Annotated in this window: 15 protein-coding genes and 1 pseudogene; 9 read left to right on the top strand and 7 right to left on the bottom strand. The window is 74.8% G+C overall.

Features of this window, described 5'->3' with window-relative positions; translation table 11 throughout:
• The first annotated feature begins 3 nt into the window (after window positions 1-3).
• Together cobT and ACQPZA_RS10295 are read left to right on the top strand one after the other, a co-directional pair.
• Entirely contained in the window at window positions 4-1,752 is a 1,749-nt protein-coding gene (cobT, locus tag ACQPZA_RS10290) for a nicotinate-nucleotide--dimethylbenzimidazole phosphoribosyltransferase (protein WP_433280003.1), read from the top strand.
• Between the two features lie 199 nt (window positions 1,753-1,951).
• Window positions 1,952-2,590: a hypothetical protein gene (locus ACQPZA_RS10295; protein WP_433280005.1), complete on the top strand. Its 639-nt coding sequence runs from the start codon at window positions 1,952-1,954 to the stop codon at window positions 2,588-2,590.
• Between the two features lie 5 nt (window positions 2,591-2,595).
• Here ACQPZA_RS10295 and ACQPZA_RS10300 read toward each other — a convergent pair whose 3' ends face one another.
• Complete coding sequence (locus tag ACQPZA_RS10300) at window positions 2,596-3,333, bottom strand: DUF998 domain-containing protein (protein WP_169398862.1); 738 nt, start codon at window positions 3,331-3,333, stop codon at window positions 2,596-2,598.
• 78 nt (window positions 3,334-3,411) lie between these two features.
• Complete coding sequence (locus ACQPZA_RS10305; protein ID WP_433280007.1) at window positions 3,412-3,906, bottom strand: DsbA family protein; 495 nt, start codon at window positions 3,904-3,906, stop codon at window positions 3,412-3,414.
• Between the two features lie 133 nt (window positions 3,907-4,039).
• On the opposite strand from ACQPZA_RS10305, the gene nhaA reads away from it, so the two are divergent.
• Window positions 4,040-5,320: a Na+/H+ antiporter NhaA gene (nhaA, locus tag ACQPZA_RS10310; RefSeq protein ID WP_433280009.1), complete on the top strand. Its 1,281-nt coding sequence runs from the start codon at window positions 4,040-4,042 to the stop codon at window positions 5,318-5,320.
• A 182-nt stretch (window positions 5,321-5,502) separates the two neighbouring features.
• Here the strand turns inward: nhaA and ACQPZA_RS10315 are convergent, their stop codons facing one another.
• The 3 genes from ACQPZA_RS10315 to ACQPZA_RS10325 all read right to left on the bottom strand — a co-directional run bounded on the left by ACQPZA_RS10315 (window position 5,503) and on the right by ACQPZA_RS10325 (window position 8,039).
• Entirely contained in the window at window positions 5,503-6,894 is a 1,392-nt protein-coding gene (locus tag ACQPZA_RS10315) for a DNA polymerase IV (RefSeq protein WP_433280011.1), read from the bottom strand.
• Between the two features lie 67 nt (window positions 6,895-6,961).
• Entirely contained in the window at window positions 6,962-7,666 is a 705-nt protein-coding gene (locus ACQPZA_RS10320) for a 4'-phosphopantetheinyl transferase family protein (protein ID WP_433280013.1), read from the bottom strand.
• 139 nt (window positions 7,667-7,805) lie between these two features.
• Window positions 7,806-8,039 (bottom strand): hypothetical protein, encoded by a 234-nt coding sequence (locus ACQPZA_RS10325; protein ID WP_433280015.1) that lies wholly within the window; start codon window positions 8,037-8,039, stop codon window positions 7,806-7,808.
• 211 nt (window positions 8,040-8,250) lie between these two features.
• On the opposite strand from ACQPZA_RS10325, the gene ACQPZA_RS10330 reads away from it, so the two are divergent.
• Together ACQPZA_RS10330 and ACQPZA_RS10335 are read left to right on the top strand one after the other, a co-directional pair.
• Window positions 8,251-9,384 (top strand): NAD(P)/FAD-dependent oxidoreductase, encoded by a 1,134-nt coding sequence (locus tag ACQPZA_RS10330; RefSeq protein ID WP_433280017.1) that lies wholly within the window; start codon window positions 8,251-8,253, stop codon window positions 9,382-9,384.
• 40 nt (window positions 9,385-9,424) lie between these two features.
• Window positions 9,425-10,612: a cytochrome P450 family protein gene (locus ACQPZA_RS10335; protein WP_433280019.1), complete on the top strand. Its 1,188-nt coding sequence runs from the start codon at window positions 9,425-9,427 to the stop codon at window positions 10,610-10,612.
• Between the two features lie 85 nt (window positions 10,613-10,697).
• Here ACQPZA_RS10335 and ACQPZA_RS10340 read toward each other — a convergent pair whose 3' ends face one another.
• Complete coding sequence (locus tag ACQPZA_RS10340) at window positions 10,698-11,342, bottom strand: CoA transferase subunit B (RefSeq protein ID WP_433280021.1); 645 nt, start codon at window positions 11,340-11,342, stop codon at window positions 10,698-10,700.
• Window positions 11,339-12,103 carry a CoA transferase subunit A gene (locus ACQPZA_RS10345; protein WP_169397985.1) on the bottom strand — a complete coding sequence of 255 codons (765 nt, stop codon included), beginning with the start codon at window positions 12,101-12,103 and terminating at the stop codon, window positions 11,339-11,341. Before ACQPZA_RS10345 ends, ACQPZA_RS10340 begins: the two co-directional genes overlap by 4 nt.
• 182 nt (window positions 12,104-12,285) lie before the next feature.
• Between ACQPZA_RS10345 and pcaB the strand changes: the two genes are divergently transcribed.
• The 4 genes and pseudogenes from pcaB to ACQPZA_RS10365 all read left to right on the top strand — a co-directional run bounded on the left by pcaB (window position 12,286) and on the right by ACQPZA_RS10365 (window position 16,847).
• Window positions 12,286-13,413: a 3-carboxy-cis,cis-muconate cycloisomerase gene (gene pcaB, locus ACQPZA_RS10350; protein ID WP_433280023.1), complete on the top strand. Its 1,128-nt coding sequence runs from the start codon at window positions 12,286-12,288 to the stop codon at window positions 13,411-13,413.
• Between the two features lie 112 nt (window positions 13,414-13,525).
• Window positions 13,526-14,284: an IclR family transcriptional regulator domain-containing protein gene (locus ACQPZA_RS10355; RefSeq protein ID WP_433280025.1), complete on the top strand. Its 759-nt coding sequence runs from the start codon at window positions 13,526-13,528 to the stop codon at window positions 14,282-14,284.
• An 87-nt stretch (window positions 14,285-14,371) separates the two neighbouring features.
• Entirely contained in the window at window positions 14,372-15,508 is a 1,137-nt protein-coding gene (locus tag ACQPZA_RS10360; protein ID WP_433280027.1) for an LLM class flavin-dependent oxidoreductase, read from the top strand.
• Window positions 15,505-16,847: pseudogene (locus ACQPZA_RS10365) on the top strand (NtaA/DmoA family FMN-dependent monooxygenase). The gene ACQPZA_RS10360 and the pseudogene ACQPZA_RS10365 overlap by 4 nt, the downstream one beginning before the upstream one ends.
• The last annotated feature ends 61 nt before the right edge of the window (window positions 16,848-16,908 follow it).

The following is a 16,908-nucleotide window of genomic DNA, read 5'->3' on the forward strand; positions in this document are numbered from 1 at the left end:
GCCGTGGACCCCGACGCGTTCTACGAGGTCGTGCACTCCCGCCGCGACGTGCGCTCGGGGTTCCGGCCCGGCGCCGCCGTCGACGACGCCGTGCTGCGCCGGGTGCTCGATGCCGCGCACGCAGCGCCCAGCGTGGGCTTCTCCCAGCCGTGGGACTTCCTCGTGGTCCGCGACCGGGCCCTGCGGGAGCGGGTGCAGGCCCACGTCGCCGCCTCCCGGGCCGCGTACGCCGCCACGCTGCCCGGCGCCCGGGCCGCCGCGTTCCGCGACCTCAAGGTCGAGGCGATCCTCGACGCCGCGCTGAACATCGCCGTCACCTGCGACCCGACCCGCGGTGGCCGCCACACGCTGGGCCGCCACACCCAGCCGCGGATGGCGCCCTACTCGACGGTCGGCGCCGTGCAGAACCTGTGGCTGGCCGCGCGGGCGGAGGGTCTGGGCGTCGGCTGGGTCAGCTTCGGTGACGAGCGCCTGCTCGCCGGCCTGCTCGGGCTGCCGCCGCACCTGGAGGTGGTGGCGTACCTGTGTGTCGGGCCCGTCACCGACTTCGCGCCCGAGCCGGAGCTCGCCACGGCCGGCTGGGCGCAGCGCCGACCGCTGCGATGGGCCGTGCACCACGACACGTACGGCCGGCGCGGACTACCCGGGGAGGAACCGATGGACCTGCTCGACGAGACCGTCGCCGCGATCGTCGCGCCGGACGGCGCGGCACGTGCCGCCGCCACGGAACGCCTCGACCGGATGACGAAGCCGCGGGGCTCGCTGGGCCGCGTCGAGGACGTCGCCGTCACCCTGGCGGGGATCGCCGGGAGCTGCCCCCCGGCGGTACCCGAGCCGGCGGCGGTGGCCGTGTTCGCCGCCGACCACGGCGTGCACGCCCAGGGGGTGTCGCCGTGGCCGCAGGAGGTCACGGCGCAGATGGTGGGCAACTTCGTGGCCGGTGGCGCCGTGGTCAACGCCTTCGCGCGGCGGCTGGGTGCCGAGGTGTGCGTGGTGGACGTGGGGGTGGCCGCGCCGCTCGCCGCGCCGGACGCCGCACCCGTTCCCGGTCTGCTCCCGCGGCGCATCGCCGACGGCACCGCGGACATGACCGCGGGCCCAGCCCTCACCCGTGAGCAGGCCCGGGCGGCCGTCGAGGTGGGCATCGAGACCGCCCGTGACCTCGTCGCGGCCGGCAACCGGTGCCTCGTCACCGGCGACATGGGCATCGCCAACACCACGGCGGCGGCCGCCCTGATCTGCGCCTTCACCGGATCCGAGCCGGGTGCGGCCACGGGTCGGGGCACCGGCATCGACGACGCGACTCTCGCCCACAAGACCGCGGTGGTGGCCGCGGCACTCGCCCGGCACGACCCCGACCCGGCCGATCCGGTCGGCGTGCTCGCCGCGTTCGGTGGGCTCGAGCACGCCGCGCTGGCGGGGTTCGTGCTCGGCGCAGCGGCCCTGCGGGTGCCGGTGCTCCTCGATGGGGTGAACGCCGGGGCCGCCGCGCTGGTGGCCGCGGCCCTCGCCCCGGCTGCGACGGGCTACTGCGTCGCGGGACACCGCTCGGCGGAGCCGGGGCACGCCGTCGCCCTCGCGCAGCTGCGCCTCGAACCGCTGCTCGACCTCGGGATGCGGCTGGGCGAGGGCAGCGGGGCACTGCTCGCCCTTCCCGTGCTGCAGGCCGCCGCGCAGGCGCTGCAGGACGTCGCCACCTTCGACGCCGCCGGGGTGGCCGACAAGGAGGGTGCTGAACAACTCCGCCCATAGGGCCGAGATGTTCAGCGCGCTCCTTGGGCTGAGTCCGTACGGGCCAGGCCCCGCCCCCGTCCGCGCGACATGAGGCCCCCGGCCGGCCCGGGCCTCAGTGCGATTCGCGACCCCCCGTAACGCGGGCCCCGGGCCGCTCCGATTCCATCCGCGACCCACCCGACCCGATGACAGGACACCGGCCGATGGTTTCGCCAGCATGACCGCGCGTTCGGTGCGCTCGACGCCCGCCGGTGAGTGGTTCCTCCCCGCCGACGGGGGATCGGGTTCCCTGCTCCGGGTGGCCGACGGAGTGGCGGCGGGGGACGTGCGGCGGATCCGTGACCTCGGTCTGGCGGGCCTGCTGCCGATCGGGAACGTCGTCGCCGCCGACGGGCAGGTATGGCTGCGCACCCCGCAGCCGCCCACACCCACGCTGGACGACCTGCTCGACGCCCCCCTGACCGGCGCGGACGCGGTGGCGGTGCTGACCGTCGTCGTCCGGACGGTGGCCGAACTGCACGGCCAGGGCCTCGTCCACGGGCACCTCGACGGCGAGGCGGTGTTCTTCGACCCGGACGGGACGCCGCTCGTGGTGATGATCGACGCCGGCCGCGGCGACCCGGCGCAGGACCTCGACAGCATCGCCGACATCGCGGCGACGCTCGCCCACGTCTGGTGCTCCGGCGACGCCCCGACCGCGGCGCTCCTGCGCCGGTGCGCGGCGGTGGCCCGCAGTGCCGGGCCGGAGGCCGCGCTCGAGGCGCTGCTCCCCGCTCCGCGGGCCTGCGGGCCCGCTGCGGTGGCCACCCCGCCTGCGTCCGGTGATCACCCGTCCGACGTCGCCGCCATCTCCTGACCACGTCAGCAGGGCGGGGCAGCCCCGGACGCCGCGGTGTCGGCGGGCCACGGTCCCGTGCGGGAGCGCGCAGCGGGCCACGACACCCGCAGCAGATGCACGGCCAGCACCGCGACGACCGCGCCGTGGACGAGCAGCGCCATCCGCTGCAGGAGCCCGCCGGGGTCGACGCCGCCGAACACCGACACGAACCCGGGGATCCAGTCGTTCAGCCTGCTCACGACGTACACGACGGCGAGTACCGCCGCTCCGGCCGACAGCCTCCGGACGAGCCCGACCACCGGCAGCCATGCGGGGCTCTCCGCCAGCCGGGGGGCCGCCGCGAACCCGGCGAGAGACAGCAGTGCGAAGATCCCGGCGCCGGCGAACTGGTGCACCCAGCCGCTGACCGTCAGGATCTGCGGCGAGTCGTCGGTGGGGAAGATCGCCGCCACCAGCAGGCACGCCGTCCACGTGATGAACAGGACGGCCGGGCGACCGGCCAGCCGCACCCCGGCGCGGGCCATGCCGAGCACCACGGCCTGGGTCCCGACGGCGAGGGCCACGACCGCCGAGCCGAGCAGGTCGGCGGCTCCGTCGACGAACTCGTAGAAGCTCAGGGGCTGCGAGATCGGGTCGACCTCGTGCCGGTAGGCCACCCCGAGGTAGAGCATCAGGACCATGGCGCGCCCGGCTGCGAGGATCGCGAGCACGGCGAGCAGCGACGTGCCGATTCCCGGCCACCTCGGGGCGGGTCGCTGCATGGTCCACATCATGCCGCGCGAGATGCTGTTCCGCGATCATCGCGCGCCACCCGAACGGGCCCGATCCAGCAGGCCGGCTCAGGTTTCGAGTGCCTCGACCAGGTCTCGGACGGTGACGGCCCCGCGGTACTGCGCACCGTTGACGAAGAGGGTCGGAGTACCACGCACGCCGCTGCGGACCCCGGAGTTGAAGTCGGCCTCCACCCGCTCCTCGACGAACTGGGTGGCGGGCCACACCACCTTCTCCGGCGGGACGCCGATCTCCTCGGCGTAGCGGCGCAGGTCCTCCTGCCGCAACCGGGGCTCGTCGCCGGAGAAGAGCCGGTCGTGCATCGGCCAGAACTGGCCCTTGAGGGCCGCGGCCTCCGCCGCGACCGCGGCCGACAGCGCGAACGGGTGCAGCTCGGCCAGCGGGAAGTGGCGGAACGCGAAGACGAGACGGGTGCCGAGCCGCTCGCGCACCTCCTCGATCACCGGTGCCGCCTTGCGGCAGTACGGGCACTCGAAATCGCCGTACTCGACGAGCGAGAGCTCTGCGCCGAGTACGCCCTGCAGATGGTCGTAGGTCCCCATCCGGGGGTCGAGAGCGATCGTGACCTCCAGTGACGTGTGCCGAGGTGCCGGTTCCCAGGATGGCAGGATTCCCCGAGTGGCGGTAACGACACTAACCGAGCGCGGCGAGCTGAGTCGCGCCGCGCGGTCCTTCATGCGGACCGAATCCGGTTCGGCGGTCCTCCTGCTCGCCGCCGCCGTGATCGCGTTGGTCTGGGCCAACGTCGGGGGTTACGAGGCGTTCTGGCACACGCCGCTCTCGTTCTCCGTCGGCTCCATCGACCTGACCCTCGACCTGCGCCACTGGGTCAACGACGGCCTCATGGTGCTGTTCTTCCTGAGTGTCGGCCTGGAGATCTCGCGCGAGACCGTGCTCGGAGAGCTGCGGGGTGTCCGGGCGCTCGCCACCCCGGCGGTGGCCGCCATCGGCGGTTTGCTGGTCCCGGCTGCGATCTTCCTGCTGTTCAACGCGGGTGGGCCGGCCGCGGGCGCGTGGGGCATCCCGATCTCGACCGACACGGCGATCGTCATCGGCATGCTCGCGCTGATCGGGCCGCGTTGCCCGGACCAGCTCCGGGTGTTCCTCCTCGCGCTCGCGATCGTCGACGACATCGGCGCCGTGCTCGCGATCGCCATCTTCTACACCCACCAGGTGAACTACACGGCGTTGCTCCTGGCCGTCGTTCTGTTCCTGGCGCTGCTGGGGCTGCGGTTCGTCGACTTCTGGCGCACGCCGATCTACGTGGTGATCGCCGTCGTGATGTGGGTGGCCGTGCTGGAGTCGGGTGTGCACCCGAGCGTGGTCGGCGTCGCACTCGGCCTGCTCGTCAACGCCTACGCCCCACGGCCGCGCGACATCGCGAGGGTGCAGGTGCTGGGCAGCAGCTTCATGCTCGACCCCAGCCCGGAACGAGCCCTCGCCGCCCGGACCGCCGCGGCGGAGGCCGTGTCGCCGAACGAGCGGCTGCAGCTGCGCATCCAGCCGTGGAGCAGCTACGTGATCGTCCCGATCTTCGTGCTGGCCAACGCCGGTGTGGTGCTGTCGGGCGCCTCCATCGCCGCTGCGGTCAGCTCGCCGCTCTTCTGGGGCATCGTGGTGGGCCTGACGGTCGGCAAGCTGATCGGCGTCACGCTGGGCACCTGGGTGGCGCTGCGCACCGGGATCGGCCGGGTGCCCGACACCCTGCGGTGGGGCCAGATGGTGGGGGGCGCCGGGCTCGCGGGCATCGGGTTCACGGTCGCCCTGTTCATCACCGACCTCGCACTGACCGACCCGGTGCTGGTGAACGACGCCAAGATCGGCATCCTCACCGGCTCCATCCTCGCGGGCGTCATCGGCTGGCTGATCTTCCGGCTGGCGGGGGAGCGCGGCGGCCAGTGCGCCCCGAGCGGGCTCCCGGTGCTGCCGCCGCGGCCCTGGCGGCCGCCGGAGTAGCCCCCCCGCCCCGCAGGGCGGGCGACTCGCGCACCCGAACCGGGCGACTCGCGGAGCAGAACCGGGCGACTCGCGGGGAGTTCCGCGAGTCGCCCGGTTTCTGCGCGCGAGTCGCCCGTTCCGTGGCCGCGAGTCGCCCGGTTCGTGCGCGTGTTCCGGGGGTCGGGTCGGGCCGTGCCTGGTCAGTCCAGGCTGCCCAGCGGGTCGGCACGGACGAGGTCGGGGTCGGCGGCGGCGAAGGTGCGGGCCCGGCCCGGGCCGGTGCTGCGCGTCTCGAACCGGACGGTGACGCGGCCGTGGCCGGCGCCCTGCACCCAGCCGTGGCCGTGCTCGGGGTGGCGCACGTCGTCGCCGGGGCGCCACGCCTGGCTCAGCGTGTCCGCCGCGGACGGGTCCGGGAGCGGGCCCGGCTCATCGGGCGCGAGGACGGCGGGGTCCACCGGGGCCGATCCGGTGGGGCTCGGATCGGGATCGGGCTCGGGCCGGGCGGCATCGGCGGCGGCGTCGAAACGGACGGCCTCGAACAGCGCGGGCGGCGGGTCGTCGATGAGCCCGGCCAGTGACACCCCGATCAGCCGGACCCCGCCCTCGGGTACAGCGGCGCGGGCCAGCCGCTGGGCGACCGCGGTGAGTGTGGGGAGGTCGGTGCTCCCGCTGCCGGCCGTCTCGGAGCGGCTCGACGTGGTGAAGTCGGCGCTGCGCACCTTGACCGTGACGGTGCGGGCGGCGCGCCCCGACTCCACGAGCCGCCGGTGCGCCGCCTGCGTCATCCGGGCGACGGCGTCGTGCACGGCGGTCATGGCGGTGAGGTCGGTGTCGAAGGTGGTCTCGGCGCTCACCTGCTTCGCCGCGCCCCTCGGCGCGACGGGCCGGTCGTCGACGCCGCGGGCGAGGCGGTGCAGCTCCATCCCGATCGCGGTGCCGAGCAGGCCGGTCAGCTCGCGCAGATCCATGGCGGCCAGCTGACCGATGGTGTGCACGCCGAGCCGGTGCAGACCGGCCTCGGCCACCGGTCCCACACCCCACAGGGCGCGCACCGGCAGCGGCGCGAGCACCGTCTGCTCCTCGTCGGGTGCCACGACCCGCAGCCCGTCGGGCTTGGCGAGCTCGGACGCGATCTTGGCGAGCTGCTTGCCCGACCCGGCGCCGACGGAGGCGGCGAGCCCGGTGGCGGCGTGGACCGCCGCCCGCAGATCCGTGCCGAACCGCTCGACCTCGGCCGCCGAGGCGCCCGCCAGCGCCGGAGGCTCCAGGAACGCCTCGTCCACCGAGACCGGCTCGAGCACCGGCGCGGCGTCGGCGAGGACGCTCATCACCCGCTCGCTGAGCGCCCGGTAGAGCCCGAACCGGGCCGGCAGCACCACGGCGTGCGGGCAGAGCCTGCGGGCCTGACCCATGGGCATGGCCGAGCGCGCTCCGAACACCCGTGCCTGGTAGCTGGCCCCGGCCACCACGGCACGCGGGCCGAGCCCGCCCACCAGCACCGGACGCTCGCGCAGCGTGGGACGGGTGAGCTGCTCGGCAGAGGCGAAGAACGCGTCCATGTCGAGGTGCAGCACCCACCGCGCGCCCACAGCCCCATCATCCCCGAGCCCCCCGACAGTCTCGTGCGGCCGGTCTCGTGCGGCGACGGTACGGGAGTCAGCCCACTCCGGCGTGCAGCACCGCGTTGCCGTCGGCCTCGACCACCCGGGGTGGCGCCGCGCCGAACCCGGCCACCGCGGCCGGGTACCCGTCGCCGGGGTGCAGGTCCCGGAGCCACACCGGCTCGGACGGTGCGCCGTCCCCGGTCCACTCCCGCACCCCTGCGGGCCCCAGCGTGATCGCCGTCATCGGGCTGGACAAGCCGCTGCCGGTGGCCTTGAGCAGCGCCTCCTTGCGCGTCCACAGCGCGAAGAAGGACCTCGGGTCGGATACGGACTCGGCCGCTGAGCAGACGTGCGCGGCCATCGCGGGCAGCTCGGTGAGGTCGCGGATCTGCTCGACGTCGAGACCGACCGGGCCGCCCGGGTGCACGGCCACGCCGACGAGGTCGCCGGAATGGGTGAGCGAGAACCCCGGGCCCCCGGGAAGAACGGGTTTGCCGTGCTGCTTCCCGCACTGGCAGGTGCGGTCGAACTCGAGATCCGCGGCGGGACGCCCCACGGCGTCGGCCAGCACGATCCGCGCGAGTGCGTGGGCGGCGACGTAGCGAGCGCGGTCGGCAGGCATCCGGAAGCGTTCCAGGCGGCCCCGCTCGTGCGGGTCGAGGAGCGCGACCAGGCCGGGTGCCGACTCCGGCGCCACCGGCGCCGCCCACCAGACGGTGGTGTCCCGGGTTCCGGAGTCGCTGCGCGCGATGGTCACGCTGCCATCGTCACACGCGGCCGGGCCGGGACGGGGGTAACGAGCGCGACATGGACACCGGCCGCGCCGCGGCGGACGTGTCCGGGTGCGCGGGGTACCGCCGGCCTCGTGGACGCGAGGCCGGCGGTACCGGAGCGGATCAACCGGTGCGACGCACAGGGTTGATCCGGCGGCCCTGCGCCGCACGGGCGCGGCCCGAGGAGCCGGGATGCACGGCTCCGTTCTGGGCCTGCTTGCCCGAGCGGCCGCGACGGGCCGCGCGGTTGGCCGGCGGCGTGGCGGCCGGGTCGAGGACCGGTTCGCCGCCGACGATGGCGGTGGGGTCGCCGAGGACGGTGTCGCCGGCGACGGTGGACAGCAACGGATCATGCACGAGTGCCTCCTGCAGGTAGGACGAAGCCGGCACAGCAACAGCAACAGCTGGACCGAGACAGGCCGGCCGGATGGCTGGGACGGGCGGCGCGGACGGAGGTCCGGGCCGCGGTGCCGCGCGAGGCGGTCGTCACTACAGGCGCATGAGAGGAACGGTAGGAGAAACCGGACACTGCCGCCACGGGTTTTCGGGCCGCACTACCGTCGGGTTCATGACCCACTCCGCTGACGTCGTCGTGATCGGTGGGGGGATCGCGGGCGCGTCGGTCGCCTACGAGCTCTCCGCCAGCCGCTCGGTCGTCCTGCTCGAGGCGGAGACCGCGCTCGCCCGGCACTCCACGGCCCGCTCGGCGGCCACCTACATCCCCGGCCACGGCACGCGGCCCGTCCGGGCGCTGATCGTGGCGAGCGGGCCCCGCTTCGCCCGGCTCGCCGCCGAGCTGGACGCGCCCCCGCTGCTGACGCCGCGCCCCGTCGTGCACGTCGCGGTGGACGCGGCCGGTGAGGCGGCGCTCACCACGACACTCGGGGAGCAGGCGGGTGAGCCCGAGGCCCCGGTGTCGATCGACCCGGCGGAGGCGGAGCGCCGGTGCCCGATGCTCGTGCCGGGCCTGGTGCGGGCCGCAGCGGTCGTGGAGGGCGCGGCCGACGTGGACACCGAGGCGCTGCACCAGGCCTACGTCCGCGGGCTGCGCCGCCGCGGGGGCACGGTGCGGGCGGCCGCCCGGGTGACGGCGATCGAGCGCAGCAGGAGCGGCTGGCGCGTCCACGCCGGAACCGGCGACCCGATCGACACGGCCGACGTCGTCGACGCCGCGGGTGCGTGGGCGGACGTCGTGGCCGGGCTCGCCGGCGTGCCGCTCGTGGGGCTCGTCCCGCTGCGGCGCACGATCGCGGTGGTGCGCGTGCCGGACCCGGCCCGGCTGCGGGTGCCGGACGGGCGCGTGCCGATGGTCCGGGAGGCCGCCGAGCGGTTCTACTTCAAGCCGGAGGGCGACGGGCTGCTGGTGAGCCCGGCGGACGAGACGCCGGTCGAGCCGCACGACGTCAGGCCCGACGAGCTCGACGTGGCGACGGCGCTGGAACGCGTCGAGGCGGTGACCGGGCTCGGGCTGCGCTCGGTGCGCACCAGCTGGGCGGGGCTGCGCTCGTTCGTCCCCGACCGGCGTCCCGTGGTCGGGGCCTGGCCCGACCACCCGGGCTTCTGGTTCTGCGCCGGCCAGGGCGGTTCCGGCATCGAGTCCGCTCCGGCGCTGTCGGCCTTCGCCGCGGCCGTCGTCACGGGGGAGCCGGTGCCGGCGGACGTGCCCCTCGATCCGGCGACGTTCTCCCCGACGCGCCTGTAAGCTCCTGCTTACATCAGTTTGGGACGCCTGAAGGAGAACGTTGACCTCCACCCTCGAGCTCTTCGAAGGCGCCTTCTGGCGCGACCCGTACCCGGCATATGGCACCTTGCGCACCGACGAGCCGGTGATCCGGCTGGAGCGTCCGGAGGGCGCGGTGTGGCTGCTGTCGCGCTACGCCGACGTGCGGGCAGCGCTCGCCGACCCGCGGCTGGTCAAGGACTGGCGCTACACGCTGCCGCCGGAGGAGCGGGCCGCCGCTCCCGTGTCGCCCATGCCGATGATGCTGCTGATGGACCCGCCGGACCACACCCGGCTGCGCAAGCTGGTGTCGCGTTCGTTCACGCTGCGCCGCATGGAGGGGCTGCGCCCCCGCGTCGAGCAGATCGCGGGCGAGCTCCTCGACGCCCTGCCGCCGACCGGCCGGGTCGACATCATGGCCGAGTACGCGTTCCTGCTGCCCGTGCTGGTGATCTGCGAGCTCCTCGGCGTGCCGGCCGATGACCGCGACGACTTCGCGGCCTGGTCCAACACGATGGTCGACGAGTCGACGCGCGACGAGTCGAACGCCGCGTCGGGGAAGCTCTTCGAGTACCTCTCCCGGCTCATCGCGGAGAAGCGCGCACACCCCGACGACGCCCTGATCAGCGGGCTGATCGAGGTGGCCGAGGACGGCGACCGGCTCTCCGAGGGCGAGCTCATCGGGATGGCGACGTTGCTGCTCATCGCCGGGCACGAGACCACCGTCAACCTGATCGGCAACGGCTTGCTCGCCCTGCTCACCCACCCCGAGCAGCTCGCTCTGCTGCGGGAGCGCCCCGACCTGCTGCCCTCGGCGGTCGAGGAGTTCCTGCGCTGGGACTCCCCGGTGCACAGCACCCCGCTGCGGGTCGCCGCCGAGGACGTCGAGTACTCCGGGGTGACGATCCCGGCCCGGTCGGTCGTCACGCTCTCGCTGGCCGCGGCGAACCGCGACCCCGCCCGCTTCGACGGCGCCGAGGAGCTGCGCGTCGACCGGGACCCCGCGGGCCATGTCGCGTTCGGCCACGGGCTGCACCACTGTCTCGGCGCCCAGCTCGCGCGCATCGAGGGGCAGGAGGCCCTCGGGCTGCTGCTCGCACGACGCCCGGAGCTGGCGCTGGCCGTCGACCCGCAGGAGCTGCTGTACCGGCACAGCACGCTGATCCGCGGGCTCCGGAACCTCCCGGTGGAGCTCGGCCCGTCCGCCTGACGAGCGCTCCCCGGCGCGGTGAGGGGTGACCGCGCCGGGGAGTTCTCGTGGGTGGGTTCCGCAGCGCTGCGGTCCCGTGGATCGATCAGCGCGCCGCCGGCCCGTCGTGCAGGGGAGCACCGGTGGCGGCGCGCACCTCGTCCGCGGTGACGCCCGGCGCGGTCTCCACGAGCGCGAGCCCGTCGTCCGTCACGTCGATCACGGCGAGGTCGGTGATGATCCGGTCGACGCAGGCGGCGCCGGTGAGTGGCAGGGTGCACTCCGCCACGATCTTGGGTGAGCCGTCGCGCGCGGTGTGCTCCATCATCACGATCACCCGGCGAGCGCCGTGGACGAGATCCATGGCGCCGCCCATGCCCTTGATCATCTTGCCGGGCACCGCCCAGTTGGCGAGGTCGCCACGGGCGCTGACCTGCATCGCACCCAGTACGGCGACGTCCACGTGCCCGCCCCGGATCATGCCGAAGCTCGCGGCCGAGTCGAAGTAGGACGCCCCCGGCAGCACGGTGACGGTCTCCTTGCCCGCGTTGATGAGGTCGGGGTCCACCTCGTCGCCGGTCGGGTAGGGGCCGACACCGAGGATCCCGTTCTCGGAGTGCAGCACGACCGTGCGTCCCGTCGGGATGAAGCCGGGCACGAGTGTCGGCATGCCGATCCCGAGGTTGACGTAGGAGCCGTCGGGCAGCTCGGTGGCCACCCGCGCGGCGAGCTGGTCACGGGTGAGGCTCATGCTGTCTCCACGTTCGGGGCGCGTACCGTCCGGAACTCGACGGGCTTGTCGGCGTCGGGCACGTGCACCACGCGCTGCACCTGGATGCCCGGGGTGTGCACGGCGTCGGGGTCGATCTCCCCGGGTTCGACGAGGTGCTCCACCTGGGCGATGGTGATCCGGCCGGCGGCGGCGCAGACGGGGTTGAAGTTGCGGGAGCTGCGGCGGTAGACGAGGTTGCCGTGCCGGTCGCCCTTCCAGGCGTGCACCAGTGCGAAGTCGGGGACGATCGCCTCCTCCAGCACGTAGGAGCGCCCGCCGAACTCACGGACCTCCTTGCGGGGCGAGCGCACGGCCACCCCGCCGTCGGCGTCGTGGCGCCACGGCAGGCCTCCGTCGGCGACCTGGGTGCCCACGCCCGCGGGGGTGAAGAACGCGGGGATGCCGGCGCCACCCGCCCGCAGCCGCTCGGCGAGCGTGCCCTGGGGTGTGAGCTCCAGCTCGATCTCCCCGGCCAGGTACTGGCGGGCGAACTCCTTGTTGTTGCCCACGTAGGAGCCGATCGTGCGGCGGATCCGGCCGGCGGCGAGCAGCGTGCCCAGCCCGAACCCGTCGATGCCGAGGTTGTTGCTGATCGTCTCCAGGTCGGTGGCGCCCTGGTCCAGCAGCGCCGCGATCAACGCGGCGGGGACGCCGGACATCCCGAACCCACCCACCGCGAGCGACGCGCCGTCGGGGACGTCGGCCACCGCCTCGGCCGCGGTCGCGACCACCTTGTCCATCACGGACCCGACACTAGAACGGTGTGCGCGCAACGCACAACCGTTCGCAGAGCGAACACGGGCGAGTGTCGGGCAAGTTCAGGAAAGCCACTTTCCTGCCCGGAGAGGGCAGCAACGTGGCTTTCCTGAACCTGGGTGGGTACCGGTGGTGCCGCGGCGCGCGGCCCGTACGGTTCCGCCTCATGTCCAGTGCGCTGTTCGACCCGGTGTTCGGGGCCGACCGGGTGGCGGCCCGGCTCGACGACGCCTCCTGGGTGGCCGCGCTCGTCGCCGTCGAGGTGGCGTTGGCCCGCGCCGCGGCCGAGCACGGGGTCGTCCCCGCGGCCGACGCCGCACGCATCGCCGCGGTGGCCGGCGACCTGCGGATCGACCCCGCGGAGCTCGGGCGGGCGGCCGTGGAGGGCGGGAACCCGGTGATCCCGCTGGTCAGGCTGCTGCGGGAGGCTGCGGGGGAGGCCGGGCGGTCCGTGCACCCCGGCGCCACGAGCCAGGACGTCATGGACACCGCCGCCGTGCTCCTCACCGGGTGGGCGGGCGAGATCGTGCTCGACGACCTGCGCGGTGCCGCCGCCGCCGCCGCGGCACTGGCCGCCGCGCACCGGACCACCCCCATGATCGCCCGCACGCTCGGGCAGCAGGCCCTGCCCACGACGTTCGGCCTCGTCGCGGCCGGGTGGTGCGCGGGCCTGGACCGGGCCACAGCCGGGCTCGCGCGTCCCTTCTCCGCATTGCCCGTCCAGCTCGGCGGGGCTGCCGGCACCCTCGCGGCGCTGCACCCGCACGGCCCTGCCGTGGCGGCGTCGCTCGCCGCGAGCCTCGGGCTCTCCGACACCCCGCCGTGGCACACCGAGCGCACCCGGATCGGTGAGCTGGCCGGCGCGCTGGCCGTGGCCGCAGGCGCCTGCGCGAAGCCGGCCACGGACGTGGTCCTGCTCGCCGGGACGGAGCTCGGTGAGGTGTCCGAGGCGGCGCCGGGCGACTCGTCGTCGATGCCGCACAAGCGCAACCCGATCGCCGCGATCACGGCGCGGGGGGCGGCCCGGCGGGCCCCAGGGCTGGCCGCGGTGCTGCTCGCCGCGGCCGACCACGAGCACCAGCGCGCGGCGGGAGCCTGGCACGCCGAGTGGCAGACGCTCGGCGAGCTCCTGCGGGCCACCGGCGGTGCCGCGGCCCGGCTGCGGACCTGCCTGGAGGGCCTGGTGGTCCACCCGGACCGGATGGCCGCGAACCTCGCGCTCACCAGTGGGACGGACCCCTCGCCCGGCCACGCCGCCGACCTGGTGGACCGGTTGCTCGCGGACCGGCCGTGACCCCCGCGAGTCGCCCAGAATCCGCCCGCGAGTCGCCCGGTTCGCGCACGCGAGTCGCCCGGCCCGGTGCCACGCCGCCGCGCCCCGCCACGAGCAGGACGGGGGCGCCCTGGTGACCGAACACGTCCGCTCGCTCGCCAGGGGCCTCGCCGTCATCCGGGCCTTCGACGCGGATCACCCCGAGCAGACCCTGAGCGAGGTCGCCCGCCGCACCGGGCTGCCGCGCGCCGCCACCCGGCGCTTCCTGCACACCCTCACCGAGCTCGGCTACGTCCGCTCCGACGGACGGATCTTCGCGCTCACCCCGCGGGTGCTGGAGCTGGGCTACTCCTACCTCTCCAGCCTGTCGCTGCCCGAGATCGCCGCGCCGCACCTGGAGGCGCTGGTCCGGGAGGTGCAGGAGTCGGCGTCGGTCTCGGTGCTCGACGGTGGTGACGTGGTCTACGTCGCCCGGGTGCCCACCTCGCGGATCATGACCGTCGCCATCACGATCGGCACCCGGCTGCCGGCCTACGTCACGTCGATGGGCCGGGTGCTGCTGGCGGCCCTCCCGCCCGAGGAGCGGGCGGACCGGCTGGCGGCACTGCGACCGCAGCCCCTGACGGACCGCACCCTCACCGACCCGGCGGCGCTCGCCCGCGAGCTCGACGCGGTCCGCGAGGCCGGGTTCTGCGTGGTGGACCAGGAGCTGGAGCTGGGGCTGCGCTCGATCTCCGTCCCGGTGCGCGGCCCGGGCGGCGTGGTGGCCGCGGCGAACGTCAGCACCAGGGCGGGCTCGCGGGACGTCGTGCGTGAGGTCCTCCCGGCGCTGCGTGCGTGCGCGTCCGCCATCGAGGCCGACATCACCGCGGGCGACCGGACCCTGTGCTGACACCTCCGCCCGGCCGGGGGGAATGCCCCGGCGGCGGCACCGGGTTCGAACGAGGAACGGGCCGACACGAGCCACCGGAGGGCACTCATGGGGCGCAGTACGTACCTGGCGGTGGAGGTGTCGGGAGCGGGGCGGCACCCGGCGGCGTGGCTGCGGCCGGACGCTCAACCGGACGCCCTGCTCACAGCGCCGTACCACATCGGACTGGCGCAGCTCGCCGCCCGGGCCGGTGCCGACTTCCTCGCCGTGCCCGACTCCCTCGCCCCACCGTCGCCCGACCCGGGGCAGGTGCCGCTGCGCCTGGACGCGGTGGCGATCGCCGCGCGGGTGGCGCCGGTCGTCCCCGGTGTCGGGCTGGTGCCCACGGTGACCGTCACCCATACCGAGCCGTTCCACGTCTCCAAGGCGATCGCCACGCTGGACCTGGTGTCCTCCGGCCGGGCCGGCTGGGAGCCCGTCGTCTCGCGGACGGCCGCGGAGGCGGAGCTGTTCGGCCGCAAGCCGGCCGCGCCGCCCGCCGAGCTGTGGCGGGAGGCCGCCGAGGTCGTCGACGTCGTGGTGGCGCTGTGGGACTCCTGGGAGGACGACGCCGTGATCCGCGACGTCGCCACCGGCCGCTACGTCGACCGCGACAAGCTGCACTACATCGACTTCAGCGGTGAGTTCTTCTCGGTGAAGGGGCCCTCGATCACGCCGCGCAGCCCGCAGGCCCACCCTCTGGTCGTGGTGCGCGGTGACGAACCGGAGGCACTCGCCGTGGCCGCGGCCCGGGCCGACGTGGTCCGCGTCGCCGCCGCCGACCTCGCGACGGCCCACACCGCGCGGGAGCGGGTGCGCGCGGCGGTGGCCGCGGCGGGCCGGGACCCGGACGCGGTCGCCGTGCTGCTCGACGTGGAGGTGCTGCTGGGCGCCGACGCCGGGAGCGCCCGCCGCGAGCTCGACGCGCTCGACGCCCACCGCGAGCTCGCCCCGTCCTCGCTGCGGGTCGTCGACACGGCGGCCACGCTGGTCGACGTGATCACCGACGCCGTGGCGGGCGGCGCTGCCGACGGCGTCACCGCCGTGCCGCTCGCGCTGCCGAGCGGGGTGCAGGCGATCGCCGCTGACGTGGCTCCCCGGCTCGCCGACCGTGGCCTGCGGACCCCGGTCGCGCCCGGTGCCACGCTGCGCGACCGCTTCGGCCTCGCCCGCCCGGCGAACCGGTTCGAGGGAGCGCGCGCGTGACCGCCACGAAGCAGATCCACCTGGCCGCGCACTTCCCGGGGTCAACAACACCACCGTCTGGAGCGACCCGGAGTCCGGCAGCCAGACCGACTTCGCCTCGTTCGTGCACTTCGCGCAGACCGCCGAGCGGGGCCTGTTCGACTTCCTGTTCCTCGCCGAGGGGCTGCGGCTGCGCGAGCACCGCGGCCGGATCCACGACCTGGACGTGGTGGGGCGCCCCGACACGCTCACCGTGCTGAACGCGATCGCCGCCGTCACCACGCACCTGGGCCTCGGGGGCACCCTCAACACCACGTTCAACGAGCCCTACGAGCTGGCGAAGCAGCTGGCGTCGCTCGACCATCTCTCCGGTGGCCGGGCCGCCTGGAACCTCGTCACCAGCTCGGACGCCTTCACCGGCGAGAACTTCCGCCGCGGCGGGTTCCTGGCGCCCGAGCAGCGCTACGACCGCGCGCAGGAGATCCTCGACGCGACCCGGGAGCTGTGGCTGTCCTGGGCGGAGGACGCGGTGGTGGCCGACCGGGAGCGCGGCGTCTTCGTGCGTGACGGTGCGGTGCCGGTCGTCGAGCACCGGGGCGAGCAGTTCTCGTTCTCCGGACGGTTCTCGCTCCCGCCGACGCCGCAGGGGCACCCGGTGCTGATCCAGTCCGGCGACTCGGACGCGGGCCGCGAGTTCGGGGCACGCACCGCCGACGCGATCTTCTCCCGGCACGGCACGCTCGAGGCGGGCCAGGCCTTCTACCGCGACCTCAAGGGCAGGCTCCCGCGCTACGGCCGGGCCGAGCGGGACGTCACGATCCTGCCGGCCACCACGTTCGCGCTCGGCGACACCGCGGAGGACGCGGAGGAGGTGGCCGCCCGGGTCCGGCGCGCCCAGGTGAGCCCGCAGACCGCGATCGCGTTCCTCGAACAGGTGTGGGGCCGCGACCTGTCGGCGTACGACCCCGACGGCCCGCTGCCCGACGTCGACCCGGACCCGGACGGCACGTCGATCACCCGCGGCCGGGTGCGGCACGAGAAGGACCCGGCGGCCGTGGCCCGGCAGTGGCGGGAGCTCGCCGAGGCGAAGGGCGGCCTCTCGATCCGGGAGCTGATCATCGAGACCACCGCCCGGCAGTCGTTCGTCGGCACCCCGCGGCAGGTGGCCGAGCAGATGGACACCTACGTGCAGCAGAACGCCTGCGACGGCTTCATCCTCATCCCGCACCTGGTCCCCGGCGGGCTCGACGAGTTCGTCGAGAAGGTGGTGCCGGAGCTGCAGGACCGGGGCAGCTTCCGCACCGAGTACACCGGGCCGACCCTGCGCCACCACCTCGGCCTGGCCCGCCCCCGAGCCTGAACCCACCGCGCACACCTGATGGCCACCGTGCACATGTCCTGCAGTGTGTGCGGTGGCCACG

The organism is Pseudonocardia xinjiangensis (genome assembly GCF_050948425.1).
GTDB classification, from domain to species: Bacteria; Actinomycetota; Actinomycetes; order Mycobacteriales; family Pseudonocardiaceae; genus Pseudonocardia; species Pseudonocardia xinjiangensis.